Source organism: Microbacterium xylanilyticum (assembly GCF_054654695.1).
Map to the genome: position 1 here is coordinate 1401676 of NZ_BAAIEN010000002.1, position 12732 is coordinate 1414407.

The window sequence follows — 12732 nt, forward strand, 5'->3', positions numbered from 1 at the left end:
CGTCGTCGGCGATGATCGGGCCCAGAATAGCGGCCCGCCCGAACCGGAAGAACTGAATCCTCGGAACAGGCGGGGGGACCCAAGTCTACGGGGAACGTCGGCACAGGATTGTCAGGCGGCTGCGAATTCAACGCCGGCGCGCAGCGCGTCGTCCTCGACCTCGGTGTAGATCTGGGTAGTCGCGACCGACGCGTGCCCGAGGAGCTCCTGCACAGCGCGGATGTCCTTGCCGGTGCCGACGTAGGCGCGGGACGCGAAGCGGTGCCGGAGCGGGTGGGCGGTCCACCCGTCGGGGAGCGCCCGGGAGACGAGCTTGGACACGTATGCGGCGGAGAGGTGCCCGTCGATCTGGCCGGGGAACAGCCATCCGTCGGCGGCGAGGATCTCGTGCGCGAGCGCGCGGGGGAGTGGCAGCACCCTGACCTTGCGGCCCTTGCCGAGCACGCGCAGCTTGTACCCGTGCGCGGTCTCGATCACGTCGTTCCGGTGGACGCGGCAGATCTCGCAGCAGCGGAGGCCGACGTGCGCGCCGAGTCGGACCATGGTCCGCACACGGGTGTCGTGGTACCTCTGGCCCTCGAGCACCGCGGACTCTGGAGCCGGACGCGGCTTACCGAGCGGCGCGGAGCTCGACATGATGCCCTTCATCGGCTTCGCGTGGGTCACGCCGGCGGACCGCGCCCAGCGGAAGAAGTGCCGGAACGTGACCCTGTAGGTGCGGCGGTAGGACGGCGCCCAGCCGGGCTGGTCGAGGAACGCCTGCACGTGGTCCGTCGTTACCTCTGAGACACCTACGCCGACCGACTGGGCGAGTCGGCGTAGGTGGTAGGCGCGCAGCTTGATCGTGCTCACGGGGTAGTCGCCAGTGCGGAGCGCGAGCGTGTACTCGCTGATCGCGTCAATCCATGTGCCGTGCATTGTGGTTCCCTCCGGTCCCAGTGGTATTTCGTTCCCCAGATCCTGAAGCTATGAGCCTGATGTGAACGCTCGCGACGACCGACGCGCTCAGAGAAACGGTGGGGATCTGGTGCGCGTCGTTCACTCGTCCGCGTCGTCGTCCGGGTGTATCGGCTCCTCGAGGTACCACGGCTCGGCCGGCTTCGGAATCGACCAGACCATACGGACACTGCGGGCAGTCGGCGACACGGTGTAGACGCCCCGTCGATCCACGATGAGCCTGTGGGCGCGGGGGAAGAACCGCCGACGCAGCTCTTCGATCCACTCGTCACGCTGGTCGCTGGACCGCATGAGCGCGTCGATCTGAGCACCGGTCTTGTGGTCGGACCGGTTGAATGCCCGGAGTCCCGTCCAGAAGGCATCCTCGCCCGATACGATCCGGTCGACGAGGTCGGATGCTTCCGCGGGGACGGCGATCGGAGGCGCGTAGCGGGACATCAGACAGCCCGTCCCTTCGGCCCCTTGGACCGGTCGGCGCGGTTCCGCGGCCTCGCAGGCTTCCGGTTGGCCGTTATCCAGTGGGTTCAGGGTTCAAGTCCCTGGGGGTGCACCACTTAGAAGGCCCGGTCGGAAGGAAATTCCGGCCGGGCCTTCTGCATGCGTGCGCTGCTCAGTGCCGCTGCGCCCCGCGGAAGGCGGGAAGGTGTTCGGTCCCGTCGTCCGCGCACGCGCAGCGAGTGACAGCCGGGTGCGCCCGTTCCGCGACTCCGCTCACGCCGGACTTGAGATGCCCTTGAAGCGGCCGAAGTTCTGCGTCCATGCGGGCTCGCCGATGACCCGATACGGCTTGCCGTCGAAGATGGAGCGCTCGAGCGTGTTGGCGTTGCCGAGATTGCGATACGTCATATTGAGGTGGTCGACGAGCAGGAGGGAGTTGGTCGGGGTGTACAACCAGAGCTGGACGGACATGTCTTCTTCCTCATCGGTCGGGGGCGGGTCTTGCGGGGAGTAGACGCCCTTGTACTCCCAATGCCAGTTCTCGACTTGGCTGAAATCTCGGCCCGCCCACCACCAGTTGAAGCGCGCCGCGTTGGACTGGAGCCACCGGTGCCCGGCGCTCGTCGAGCTGGTGAAGACTTCGCCGCCGAAGTCGACGGCGATGCCCCAGCCGTGGTTGGAGGTGCCGGGATAGGCGGCGAGTGCTCCGCCGTGGAGATAGTCGTTCCAGGCTGCCCACTGGCCGGCCAGGTCGCGATAACCGTCATTGATGATCAGGGTGCGACCGACTGAGGAGGCGTACGCCTCCCGCATCGCGGCCAGCGCCGCGCCGGCATCAGTGCGGAAGAAGAATCCGGCGACCTGCGTCATCGCGCTCAGCGGGATCTGACCGTTCGAATATCCGCCCCACCCGTCCGTCGCGGCCGCGGGTGATGAAGGCTCCAGCCCGACGATGGAAGACCCCGCGGCGAGCCCGACTCCCGCGAGAAGGGCACGCCGGGATATCGCAGAGGCTGCGGGCGGGACTTGCTTCGAGCGAGGCGGGAGCGGCATATCGAAATATCACGGTGCCTGACGCGCATGACTGGCGCGTGGGTGCTGGCAGGGGGTCGTAGGAGTAACGGGCGGCTGAGTGGCCGTCGCGTAAAGAGGCTAACGCGACTCGCGCGGAGGTCAGACGGCGCGCACCGAGAGCAGCTGATAACCCACCGGAACCTTCGCCTCGAGCGCCGTCATGTCGTCGGCCTCGATCTCGCGCAGCCCGTCGCGGCGGACGATCGTGCCCTCAGCGGTGAGGATCGTGTCCTTCTTCGCCATGGCGACCGGAGCGGACGCGAGCTGCCAGCCCTCCGGCGTCTCGGCGGCGAGGAGATCCTGGATCTCGTCCAGTTCCTCGGCCTGCACGGTGTGGGTCTTCGATTCGACGGGACGGATGAGGCCGATGAGCATGCTTCCAGCGTATTCGCCACCGCCCCCGACGACGAAGCCCGCCCCGGGCAGCAATGCGCGGGACGGGCTGATCGCGGCGCCTCGGGTAGGCGCGGATCCTCAGGCGGCGTCGCCGATGAGGATCGCCTCGGCGTCTTCTGCGGCGTCGTGCGAGCCGCGGTCGATGTGGGCGAGGGCCCGGCGGCCGAACAGCACCACGGCGGCGGCGACGAGCACCGACACTCCCGCGAAGAGGTACGGCACGGTGTCGCCCCACAGGTGCGAGAGCAGTGCGGCGAGCGGCGGGGCGACGGCGCCGCCGATGAAGCGCACCGCGGAGTACGCCGACGACGCCACCGAGCGGGGCAGATCGGTCGCCTCCATGACCGCCTCGGTGAGCACCGTGTTCATGATGCCCAGCAGCAGACCGCCCACGATGATGCAGACGACCAGCGCCGCCGGGATCGCCACCAGGATCCCCGCCACGACCAGGTCCACCGCGAGCAGCGGCAGCACGAACAGGATGATCCGCGTGATCGGCATGCGGCGCAGCAGGATCGGCGCCACCCAGACGCTCGTCACCGCCAGGGCCACGCCCCAGCCGAAGAAGGTCAGCCCGATCCCGATCGCGCCGAAGCCGAGCGGGAACGGCGAGAACGCCAGCAGCACGAAGAACCCGATGTTGTAGAAGAGGGCGGCGACGGCGAGCACGCCCAGCGCGGGGCGTCCGAGGGCCTTGAACGGCGCCGAGAACGGCACGGGCTCGCGCTTCTCGAACGGGCCGCGGAGCAGGGTGAGGACCGCGATGAAGCCGATCGCCATGAGGGCGACGACGCCGAAGAACGGGCCCTGCCAGGCGACCTCGCCGAGGAGCCCGCCGAGGAGCGGGCCGATCGCGATGCCCAGGCCGAGAGCGGCCTCGTAAAGGATGATCGCGGCACTGGATCCGCCGCTGGCCGCCCCGACGATCGTGGCGAGCGCGGTGGAGATGAACAGCGCGTTGCCGAGCCCCCATCCGGCGCGGAACCCGATGATGGCGTCGACGCTGCCGCTCAGCGCGCAGAACAGCGCGAAGACGACGATGAACGCGAGCCCGACGAGCAGGGTCGCCTTGGCGCCGATCCGGCTGGAGATCCAGCTGGTGAACAGCATCGCCACGCCGGTGACGAGCAGGTAGCTGGTGAACAGCAGCTCGGTCTGCACCGGGGTCGCCTTCAGCGACTCGGCGATCGCGGGCAGGATCGGGTCGACCAATCCGATGCCCATGAACGCCACGACGCAGGCGAAGGCGACGGCCCATACCTGAGCGGGCTGTCTCCAGATCGATACCGACGAATCGGTGGAACTCAACGTGCTGTCCTTTCCAGAAGCGAATGCGTGCGCAGGATCTCCGCGGCGCGGGCCAGGTGGTGCCAGTCCGTGTCGTCGAGGTCGCTGAATCTCGGGGCGAGGATCCGCTGGATCTCGTCGCGCCAGGCGTGGAGGGCATTCCGGCCGGCGTCGGTGATAGTGACCACCGTCGCCCGGGAGTCCTCGGGGTCGGGGGAGCGGAGAACCAGTCCCTCATGCTCGAGCTGCCCGAGCATGCGGGTCATGCCGGGCTGCGTGGTGCGGCTGGCCTTCGCCAGCTCTCCCACGCGCTGTCCGTCGCGGCCGTCGAGCAGGCTCAGCGCCCGCCACTGCGCCGCAGGAGCGTCGTTGCCGGCCTCCTGGGCCGCGATGCGGGTCAGCGCGTGCGTCGAGAACACGATCGATTGCAGGATCTCGCCGTGATTCATAACTGAAGTATATACCTAATGGTATGTAATCGGCAAGAGCAGGCGACGTCGACGCACGTGACGCTCAGTGGGCGGTGCGGCCGGCGATCCGCGCGGAGAGCTGGTGGGCGTGCGCGAGCAGCGTGCGGCCGAGTGCGGGCAGCCGGTCCGGACCGAACCGGAACTCGACCCCGGTCAGGCTCAGCGCCCACTCCGGGCGCCCGTCGCGGTCGAACACCGCCGCACCCATGCCCCAGCTGCCCTCGACGATGAGGCCGGGATTCACGGCATACCCGCGTGCCTTGGTCTCCTCCAGGCGCCGTCGCAGCGGCTTCTCGGCGTGAGTGCGCCCCCAGCGCTCGCCGAGCTCGGCGTGCCGGGCCAGGTACGCATCCACATCGTGGTCGGGTAGGAAGGAGAGGATCGCCAGTCCTGCGCTGGCGACGCCGAGCGGGAACCGCACGCCCTCGCTGAGCACGAAGGAGCGGATCGGAAAGGCGCCCTCCTCGCGCAGCAGGCACACGGTCTCGTCCGCCCGGCGCACGGAGAGGAACGCGCTCTCCTCGGTCTTCACCGCGAGGGAGCGCACGATGTCGCGCGCGATCTCGGTGATGTCGTAGCGTGCCGCGGCCACTGTTCCCATGAGATAGAGCTCCGGGCCGGGCATCCACAGGGCGGTGTGCGGGTCCTGGTTGACCAGGCCTTCGGCGCGCAGCGCGGACAGCAGCCGGTGCGCCGTGGAGCGGCTGAGGCCGGACGTCGCGGCGAGGCGCTGCAGCGCCGCACCCTCCGGGGACGCGGTGACCAGGCGCAGCAGCTCGGCGGCGCGGGCGATCGCCTGGGCGCCGGGCACGGTGCGCTTGGGCGAGGCAGGCTGTTCCATGATGTGGACGCTACCGACGGCGGCGCCCACATCGCAAGCGCGGGCTTGAGCGCCCCCGCGCCCCGGCGCAGAGTGGAGGGGAGATCCCACGAAGGAGTGACGCGTGATCGACAAGCCCTCCAGCCATCGCGGCATTGACAAGCAATGGCCCTCCGCGGCCGAGGCCGTGGCCGACATCCCGGACGGCGCCTCGCTCGCGGTCGGCGGATTCGGGCTCTCCGGCAATCCGAGCGCGCTCATCCAGGCGCTGCTGGATCAGGGGACCTCCGGCCTCAGCGTGGTCAGCAACAACTGCGGCGTGGACGACTGGGGGCTGGGCCTGCTGCTCGGCGCCCAGCGCATCCGCAAGATGACCTCCTCCTACGTGGGTGAGAACAAGGAGTTCGAACGCCAGTTCCTCTCCGGAGAGCTGGAGGTCGAGCTCACGCCGCAGGGAACGCTCGCCGAGAAGCTGCGCGCCGGCGGATCCGGCATCGCGGCGTTCTACACCCAGACCGGCGTCGGCACGCAGGTCGCCGAGGGCGGTCTGCCGCGACGCTACGCGAGCGACGGATCCGTGGCGATCGCGTCGCCGGCGAAGGAGGTGCGCACCTTCGAGGTGAACGGGGTGCCGCGCGAGTTCGTGCTCGAGGAGGCGATCAGCACCGACTTCGCACTCGTGCATGCGGCCGTGGGCGACCGGCACGGCAACCTGATCTTCAACAAGGCGGCCCGCAACTTCAACCCGCTCGCGGCGATGGCCGGCCGCGTCTGCATCGTCCAGGTCGAGAGGCTGGTCGAGCCGGGAGAGCTGGATCCCGATCGCGTGCACCTGCCGGGCGTGTACGTGCACCGGATCGTCGAGGTGGGTCCGGACATCGAGAAGCGCATCGAGCGCCGCACGGTGCGTGCGGCCGCCGCTGCGGGAACCGGGGAGGCCTGACATGGCGCTCACACGCGATGAGACGGCGGCGCGCGCCGCGCAGGAGCTGGCCGACGGTTCGTACGTGAACCTCGGCATCGGGCTGCCGACGCTCGTGCCCAACCACGTGCCGGACGGCGTCACGGTGGTGCTGCAGTCGGAGAACGGCATCCTGGGCGTCGGGCCGTACCCCGCCGAGGACGCGGTCGACCCCGACCTCATCAACGCGGGCAAGGAGACCGTGACGACGCTGCCGGGCGCGGCGTTCTTCGACTCCGGTCTGAGCTTCGGCATGATCCGCGGCGGCAAGATCGACGCCGCCATCCTCGGAGCGATGCAGGTGAGCGCGACGGGGGACCTGGCGAACTGGATGATCCCGGGGAAGATGGTCAAGGGACCGGGCGGCGCGATGGATCTCGTGCACGGCGCCGGGCGCGTGATCGTGCTGATGGAGCACGTCGCGCGCGACGGATCCGCCAAGATCGTGGACGAGTGCTCGCTGCCGCTGACCGGCCGCGGTGTCGTGCACCGGATCATCACCGACCTGGCCGTGATCGACGTCACGCCCGAGGGGCTCCGGCTCGTGGAGCTCGCGCCCGGCGTGACCGTGCAGGATGTGAAGGATGCGACGGAGCCGCCGCTGCTCGTCGTCGAGGGACTGGAGTGATCATGAGTGCAGAGGACATCGTCATCGTCGCCGCGGCCCGCACGCCGCAGGGACGGCTCAAGGGGCAGCTGGCGTCCTTCACGGCTCCGCAGCTCGGCGCGCTCGCGATCCGCGGCGCGCTGGATCAGAGCGGCATCGACCCGGCCGTGATCGATGCCGTCATCGTCGGACAGGTGCTCGCCGCCGGATCGGGGCAGAACGCCGCCCGGCAGGCCGCGATCGGCGCGGGCATCGGCTGGGACGTGCCGGCGCACTCCGTGAACAAGGTGTGCCTGTCGGGCCTCACCGCCGTCATCGATGCCGCGCGCATGATCCGCACGGGCGACGCGCTCACCGTGGTGGCGGCGGGCATGGAGTCGATGACGCGCGCGCCGCATCTGCTGATGGGATCGCGTGACGGCTGGACCTACGGTTCTGTCGAGGTGCTCGACCACATGGCGTACGACGGTCTCACCGACGCCTGCGACGCGGAGAGCATGGGGGCGTCGACGGAGCGGCACAACGAGCGCTTCGGCATGACCCGCGCCGCCCAGGACGAGGTCGCGGCACGTTCGCACCAGCGCGCCGCCGCCGCGCGCGAGGCCGGCGTGTTCGAGGGCGAGATCGTCACCGTGTCCGTGCCGCAGCGGAAGGGGCCGGCACTGCAGCTGACCGCCGATGAGGGCGTGCGCCCGGACACCACGGTCGAGTCGCTCGCCGGGCTGCGTCCGGCGTTCGCCGAGGGCGGCTCGATCACGGCCGGCAACTCCTCGCAGATCTCGGACGGGGCATCCGCCGTGATCGTCACGACCCGGGGCCACGCCGAGAGCCAGGGCTGGCCCGTCTTCGCGACGATCGGCGCGAGCGGACAGACCGCAGGGCCTGACAACTCGCTGCACGAGCAGCCGGCGAACGCGATCCAGCGAGCGCTCGAGAAGCAGGGGATCACGGTCGAGGATGTGGACCTCGTCGAGATCAACGAGGCGTTCGGGGCCGTGGTGGCGCGCAGTGAGGCCGCCCTCGGCCTGGATCCGGACATCGTCAACATCCACGGCGGCGGCATCGCGATCGGCCACCCCATCGGCGCCAGCGGCAACCGGCTCGTCGTGCACATGGCGCACGAGCTGGTGCGCCGCGGATCGGGAACGGCTGTCGTGGCGCTGTGCGGCGGCGGCGGCCAGGGCGAGGCGCTGATCCTCACCCGCTGACGGCAGCGAGCCCTGGGTCGCGTGCACCACGGCGCCCCGTAGGATCGGCGCGTGACCACGATCCAGGCGCTCACCGAGGCCGACCGCGACGACTGGCTGCCGCTGTGGCAGGCGTACCTGACGTTCTACGAGTCGTCGCTCGCCGACGACGTCACCGCATCCACCTTCGCGCGGATCACGGATCCGGACGGCGCCATCCAGGGAGCGATCGCCCGCGACGACGACGGCCGGGCGGTAGGCATCGTGCACTGGTTCGCGCACCCGGCCACGTGGTCGAAGACGGGCTACACCTACCTCGAGGACCTGTATGTGGACCCGTCCGCCCGCGGCGGAGGCGTCGGGCGCGCGCTGATCGCGCATGTCGCCGACGCGGCCCGGGCGGCCGGCAGCGACAAGCTCTACTGGCTCACCGCCGAGACCAATGCGACGGCCCGGGCGCTCTACGACCGCGTCGCCGACCGCAGCGGCTTCATCCACTACCAGATCGACCTGGGCTGAGTCCCGCGGGCGGTCGCCGGGTTCGGCGCGAGGCGGTCAGCGACCGGACTTGCGCGCCTTCTCCGCGGCCTTGAGCTCCTTCTTCGCACGCTTGAACTGCAGCGGAGCGACGGGGGAGTCGTAGGCGACCTGCTCTCCCCGCTGGTCGCGACGGAAGTCGACGATCGCCCCGATCGCGAGCGCGACCGTGATGCCCCAGCTGAGCCACGCCAGCACGGCGCGCCAGGTGATCGGCGCGTCGCGCGTGCCCCGCAGCATCGCGATCCCGCTGGTGACCGCGCCGAACAGACCGCTTGCGAAGAGGTAGTTGCGCATGCCTTCGAGTCTAATCAGGGCGCGGGTCGCGGTCGCGGATCCCGCCGCGTGCCTCCGCGCGCCGGTAGACTGCCGGGATCACCGAAGTGCATCACCGGCCGTCGGCTCTTCCGGCGGACAGCGGCGGCACCTGATCCGCGTCTGATCCGGGTCCTCCCGAAGCGGCGCCAGAGACCTCCACCGCCATGACCTCGTCGCACGCCTCGCCCGCTGCCGCCCCGAGCCTGTTCCGCCGCGTCGGACTGCCGTACTTCCTCATCGCCTTCGTCGCGCGCCTGCCGTTCGCGATGATGGTGGTCGGCGTGCTGACCGTCGTGGTGGCCGCCCGCGGGTCGGTGGCGCTCGGCGGACTCATCTCGGCGGCCGTGGGCATCGGAACCGCCTGCTTCGGTCCGCTGCTCGGAGCCGCCGCCGACCGCCGCGGGCAGCGGATCGTGCTCGGCCTGCTGGCGTTCGCCAACGCCGCAGCGCTGATCGGGTTCACCGTCGTCGTCTACTCGCCGGCTCCCGAGCCGCTGGTGCTGCTCAGCGCCTTCGCGATCGGCGCCACCGCGCCGCAGGTCTCGCCGATGTCGCGATCCCGGCTGGTCACGATCATCGCCGAGCGGGTCCCCGCGGAGCGCCGGGCCCGCACCACGTCGTCGACCATGTCGTACGAGTCCGCCGCCGACGAGACCGTGTTCGTGTTCGGTCCGTTCCTCGTGGGCGTGCTCGCGACGGCGATCGCCCCATGGATGCCCCTGGCGGTCGCCGCCGCGCTCATCCTCGTGTTCATCGGCGCGTTCGCCCTTCATCCCACCGCCGCGCACGTATCCGCCCTGCGCGATGCCGACGGACGGGCCACCTCCCCGGCGTCCGAGCTGTTCCGGCCGCGGCTGCTGATCGTCCTCGTGGGCATGCTCGGCGTCGGCCTGTTCTTCGGCGCCATGCTCACCTCGCTCACGGCCTTCATGACCGAGCACGGGCGCGCCGAGGAGGCCGGCCTGCTGTACGGCGCGATGGGCGTCGGATCCGCGATCCTCGCTCTCGGCGTCGCGTTCCTGCCGGCGCGGTTCCCGCTGCCCGCACGCTGGCTGCTGTTCGCCGGGGTGCTGTTCGGCGGAAGCCTGATGCTGCTGTGGGTGCGCGATGTCACGGCGATGCTGATCGCGCTGGCCGTCATGGGATGCGGCATCGGGCCGACGCTCGTCACGCAGTTCAGCCTTGGCGCGGCATTCGGGCCCGCCGACCGCACGGCCACGGTCATGACCATGCTCGGATCCGCGCTGATCGTGGGCCAGGCGATCGGCGCGGTGGCGACCGGGCAGGTCGCCGACACCGCGGGCGCATCGTCGGCCCTCCTGCTGCCGGTCATCGCCGCGGGCCTGGTGCTGGCGGCGGGCCTGGTGAACGCCGTGCCGGCTCGCTCCCGCCGCGCCGCTGGCTGATCCGCGCGACTCCGGCGGCCGGTGTGGATAGCCTGGAGAGGCAACCACCGCTGCCGTGAGGAGCGTTCCATGCCTTCGTCCACACACACCGCGCCGTTCGTGATCGTCGCCAACCGCCTTCCCGTCGACCGTGTGCCGGGCCCAGACGGAGCCGAGGTCTGGCGGCGTTCGCCCGGCGGACTGGTCGCCGCGCTCGAGCCCGTCATGCAGTCCGTCGACGGCGCCTGGGTGGGCTGGGCCGGGCAGCCCGATCTCGAGCTGAAGCCGTTCACCGAGGACGGGATCCGCCTGCTGCCGGTCACGCTGTCGGCGCAGGATGTGGAGGAGTACTACGAGGGCTTCTCCAACGACACGATCTGGCCGCTCTACCACGACGTGATCGCGCCGCCGCAGTTCCACCGGGAATGGTGGGACGCCTATGTCCGCGTGAACCGGCGCTTCGCCGAGCGGGCCGCCCAAGCGGTGGCCGAGGGCGGCACGGTGTGGGTGCACGACTACCAGCTGCAGCTCGTGCCGGCGATGCTGCGCGAACGCCGCCCCGATCTCACGATCGGCTACTTCCACCACATCCCGTTCCCCGCGCACGGCCTGTACGCGCAGCTGCCGTGGCGCGATCAGGTGCTGCAGGGACTGCTGGGCGCCGACGTGGTGGGCTTCCAGCGCGCGCAGGACGCCACGAACTTCCTCGCCGCGGTGCGCCGCCGGCTGCGCCTGGACGTGAAGGGCGCGACCGTGTCGGTGCCCTACGGCGGCCCGCGCACGACCGTCGCCCGCGCGTTCCCCATCTCCATCGACACCACGCCGTACACCGAGCTCGCCGCGCGCCCGGACGTGCGAGCCCGCGCCGCGGAGATCCGCGAGGGGCTCGGCAGCCCGAAGAAGATCCTGCTGGGCGTCGACCGGCTGGACTACACCAAGGGCATCCGGCACCGGATCAAGGCGTTCGGGGAGCTGCTGGATCAGGGCACGGTGTCCGTCGAGGACGTCACGCTCGTCCAGGTCGCGAGCCCGAGCCGGGAGCGTGTGGACGCCTACGTGCAGCTGCGCGACGAGATCGAGCTCGCCGTGGCCCGGATCAACGGCGACCACGACACGATCGACCACACCGCGATCCGCTACCTGCATCAGGGCTTCCCGCGCGAGGAGATGGTCGCGCTGTATCTCGCCGCCGACGTGATGCTCGTGACCGCGCTCCGCGACGGCATGAACCTGGTGGCCAAGGAGTATGTCGCCGCCCGCGGCGACCACCGCGGGGTGCTCGTGCTGAGCGAGTTCACCGGCGCCGCAGATGAGCTGCGCCAGGCCGTGCTGGTGAACCCCCACGACATCGAGGGGCTCAAGGACGCCATCATGCGGGCTGTCGACATGCCCCCGCGCGAGCAGGCCCGGCGCATGCGGGCCCTCCGGAAGCGGGTGCTGGAGAACGACGTGAACGCCTGGTCGCGAGAGTTCCTCACCGCCCTGGAGAACGTACGGAGCACCCGATGACCCGCGACTGGACGCCCGGCACCGTCGACCCCGCCCTCTCCGCGCTCGCCCGCACGCCGCGCCTGCTGGTCGCGCTCGACTTCGACGGCACGCTGTCGCCGCACGTCGCGGACCCCATGACGGCACGGGCGCTTCCCGAGGCGGTCGCCGCGGTGAACCGCCTCACCGCGCTGCCCGAGACATTCGTGGCGTACGCGTCCGGACGGAGCCTGCACGACCTGCGCGAGGTCACCGAGCACGACGACTCCTCGCGGATCCTGCTCGCGGGCTCGCACGGCGCGCAGTTCTGGTTCCCCGACACGGGGGAGGAGACCGACCTGTCCACGGAGCCCGCCGACAAGGCCGAGGTCATCGAGGAGCTGCGGTCGCTGATCGCGGATCTGGACGGCGTGGTCTACGAGCCGAAGACCTTCGGGTTCGGCGTGCACACGCGCACGGCGGCGCCGGGCCAGGAGGAGCTCGCCTTCGTGCGGGTCGAGAAGTGGGCGCCGCAGCGGATCCCGACCTGGCGGCGCCGCACCGGCCACCACCTGCGGGAGTACTCCTGGCGGGAGGAGGGGAAGGACGCCGCGCTGTCGCGGCTGCGATCGCATGTGCACGCCACCGCGGTGCTGTTCGCAGGCGACGACGTCACCGATGAGGACGGCATGCGCACGCTCACCGGGGACGACCTCGGCGTGCGCATCGGCGCAGGGGAGACCGCGGCGACGCTGCGAGTGCCGGATCCGGCCGCCTTCGCGGTGCTGCTCGATGCGCTGGCCGACGCCCGGGCGGCCGCGCAATAGA

15 protein-coding genes are annotated in these 12732 nt (G+C 70.6%); 7 read left to right on the top strand and 8 right to left on the bottom strand.

All coding sequences use genetic code 11. The annotated features are described in order from the left end of the window. Nucleotides 1-111: 111 nt before the first annotated feature. From ACYQ1L_RS07295 to ACYQ1L_RS07325, 7 genes are all read right to left on the bottom strand, one after another. Nucleotides 112-918, bottom strand: coding sequence for a tyrosine-type recombinase/integrase (locus ACYQ1L_RS07295; protein WP_460003555.1), 807 nt, complete (start codon nt 916-918; stop codon nt 112-114). Nucleotides 919-1038: 120 nt separating this feature from the next. Further along, nucleotides 1039-1395, bottom strand: coding sequence for a beta/alpha barrel domain-containing protein (locus tag ACYQ1L_RS07300; protein ID WP_460003556.1), 357 nt, complete (start codon nt 1393-1395; stop codon nt 1039-1041). Nucleotides 1396-1668: 273 nt separating this feature from the next. Beyond that, entirely contained in the window at nt 1669-2265 is a 597-nt protein-coding gene (locus ACYQ1L_RS07305) for a M15 family metallopeptidase (protein ID WP_460003557.1), read from the bottom strand. Between the two features lie 303 nt (nt 2266-2568). Next, on the bottom strand, nt 2569-2844 hold the full coding sequence (locus tag ACYQ1L_RS07310) for a hypothetical protein (protein ID WP_460003558.1): 276 nt from the start codon (nt 2842-2844) through the stop codon (nt 2569-2571). Between the two features lie 99 nt (nt 2845-2943). Further along, on the bottom strand, nt 2944-4173 hold the full coding sequence (locus tag ACYQ1L_RS07315; RefSeq protein ID WP_460003559.1) for an MFS transporter: 1230 nt from the start codon (nt 4171-4173) through the stop codon (nt 2944-2946). Beyond that, nucleotides 4170-4601: a MarR family winged helix-turn-helix transcriptional regulator gene (locus ACYQ1L_RS07320; protein ID WP_460003560.1), complete on the bottom strand. Its 432-nt coding sequence runs from the start codon at nt 4599-4601 to the stop codon at nt 4170-4172. Before ACYQ1L_RS07320 ends, ACYQ1L_RS07315 begins: the two co-directional genes overlap by 4 nt. Before the next feature lie 64 nt (nt 4602-4665). Beyond that, a complete protein-coding gene (locus tag ACYQ1L_RS07325) occupies nt 4666-5463 on the bottom strand; it encodes an IclR family transcriptional regulator (RefSeq protein WP_460003561.1) in 798 nt (265 codons plus the stop codon). A gap of 106 nt (nt 5464-5569) precedes the next feature. Here ACYQ1L_RS07325 and ACYQ1L_RS07330 point away from each other — a divergent pair, with 106 nt between their 5' ends. The 4 genes from ACYQ1L_RS07330 to ACYQ1L_RS07345 are packed head-to-tail and all read left to right on the top strand — an operon-like array spanning nt 5570 to nt 8716. Beyond that, on the top strand, nt 5570-6385 hold the full coding sequence (locus ACYQ1L_RS07330; RefSeq protein ID WP_460005777.1) for a CoA transferase subunit A: 816 nt from the start codon (nt 5570-5572) through the stop codon (nt 6383-6385). Nucleotide 6386: 1 nt separating this feature from the next. Continuing rightward, nucleotides 6387-7031: a 3-oxoacid CoA-transferase subunit B gene (locus ACYQ1L_RS07335; RefSeq protein WP_460003562.1), complete on the top strand. Its 645-nt coding sequence runs from the start codon at nt 6387-6389 to the stop codon at nt 7029-7031. A 2-nt stretch (nt 7032-7033) separates the two neighbouring features. Beyond that, complete coding sequence (locus tag ACYQ1L_RS07340) at nt 7034-8218, top strand: acetyl-CoA C-acetyltransferase (protein ID WP_460003563.1); 1185 nt, start codon at nt 7034-7036, stop codon at nt 8216-8218. Between the two features lie 51 nt (nt 8219-8269). Beyond that, entirely contained in the window at nt 8270-8716 is a 447-nt protein-coding gene (locus ACYQ1L_RS07345; protein ID WP_460003564.1) for a GNAT family N-acetyltransferase, read from the top strand. A 36-nt stretch (nt 8717-8752) separates the two neighbouring features. On the opposite strand, the gene ACYQ1L_RS07350 is transcribed toward ACYQ1L_RS07345, so the two are convergent. Beyond that, on the bottom strand, nt 8753-9031 hold the full coding sequence (locus ACYQ1L_RS07350) for a hypothetical protein (protein ID WP_460003565.1): 279 nt from the start codon (nt 9029-9031) through the stop codon (nt 8753-8755). A gap of 185 nt (nt 9032-9216) precedes the next feature. Between ACYQ1L_RS07350 and ACYQ1L_RS07355 the strand changes: the two genes are divergently transcribed. From ACYQ1L_RS07355 to otsB, 3 genes are all read left to right on the top strand, one after another. After that, nucleotides 9217-10458, top strand: a complete 1242-nt coding sequence (locus ACYQ1L_RS07355; RefSeq protein ID WP_460003566.1) for an MFS transporter — start codon at nt 9217-9219, stop codon at nt 10456-10458. 69 nt (nt 10459-10527) lie between these two features. Further along, nucleotides 10528-11946, top strand: coding sequence for an alpha,alpha-trehalose-phosphate synthase (UDP-forming) (locus ACYQ1L_RS07360; protein WP_460003567.1), 1419 nt, complete (start codon nt 10528-10530; stop codon nt 11944-11946). Beyond that, on the top strand, nt 11943-12731 hold the full coding sequence (gene otsB / locus ACYQ1L_RS07365) for a trehalose-phosphatase (protein ID WP_460003568.1): 789 nt from the start codon (nt 11943-11945) through the stop codon (nt 12729-12731). Before ACYQ1L_RS07360 ends, otsB begins: the two co-directional genes overlap by 4 nt. The last annotated feature ends 1 nt before the right edge of the window (nt 12732 follow it).

Bases quoted from the DNA above. Each gene is read 5' to 3' on its own strand.
- otsB (WP_460003568.1), top strand. From the start codon at position 11,943: ATGACCCGCGACTGGACGCCCGGCACCGTCGACCCCGCCCTCTCCGCG.
- ACYQ1L_RS07310 (WP_460003558.1), bottom strand. From the start codon at position 2,844: ATGCTCATCGGCCTCATCCGTCCCGTCGAATCGAAGACCCACACCGTG.
- ACYQ1L_RS07305 (WP_460003557.1), bottom strand. From the start codon at position 2,265: ATGACGCAGGTCGCCGGATTCTTCTTCCGCACTGATGCCGGCGCGGCG.
- ACYQ1L_RS07320 (WP_460003560.1), bottom strand. From the start codon at position 4,601: ATGAATCACGGCGAGATCCTGCAATCGATCGTGTTCTCGACGCACGCG.
- ACYQ1L_RS07300 (WP_460003556.1), bottom strand. From the start codon at position 1,395: ATGTCCCGCTACGCGCCTCCGATCGCCGTCCCCGCGGAAGCATCCGAC.
- ACYQ1L_RS07355 (WP_460003566.1), top strand. From the start codon at position 9,217: ATGACCTCGTCGCACGCCTCGCCCGCTGCCGCCCCGAGCCTGTTCCGC.
- ACYQ1L_RS07350 (WP_460003565.1), bottom strand. From the start codon at position 9,031: ATGCGCAACTACCTCTTCGCAAGCGGTCTGTTCGGCGCGGTCACCAGC.
- ACYQ1L_RS07325 (WP_460003561.1), bottom strand. From the start codon at position 5,463: ATGGAACAGCCTGCCTCGCCCAAGCGCACCGTGCCCGGCGCCCAGGCG.
- ACYQ1L_RS07335 (WP_460003562.1), top strand. From the start codon at position 6,387: ATGGCGCTCACACGCGATGAGACGGCGGCGCGCGCCGCGCAGGAGCTG.
- ACYQ1L_RS07340 (WP_460003563.1), top strand. From the start codon at position 7,034: ATGAGTGCAGAGGACATCGTCATCGTCGCCGCGGCCCGCACGCCGCAG.
- ACYQ1L_RS07295 (WP_460003555.1), bottom strand. From the start codon at position 918: ATGCACGGCACATGGATTGACGCGATCAGCGAGTACACGCTCGCGCTC.
- ACYQ1L_RS07360 (WP_460003567.1), top strand. From the start codon at position 10,528: ATGCCTTCGTCCACACACACCGCGCCGTTCGTGATCGTCGCCAACCGC.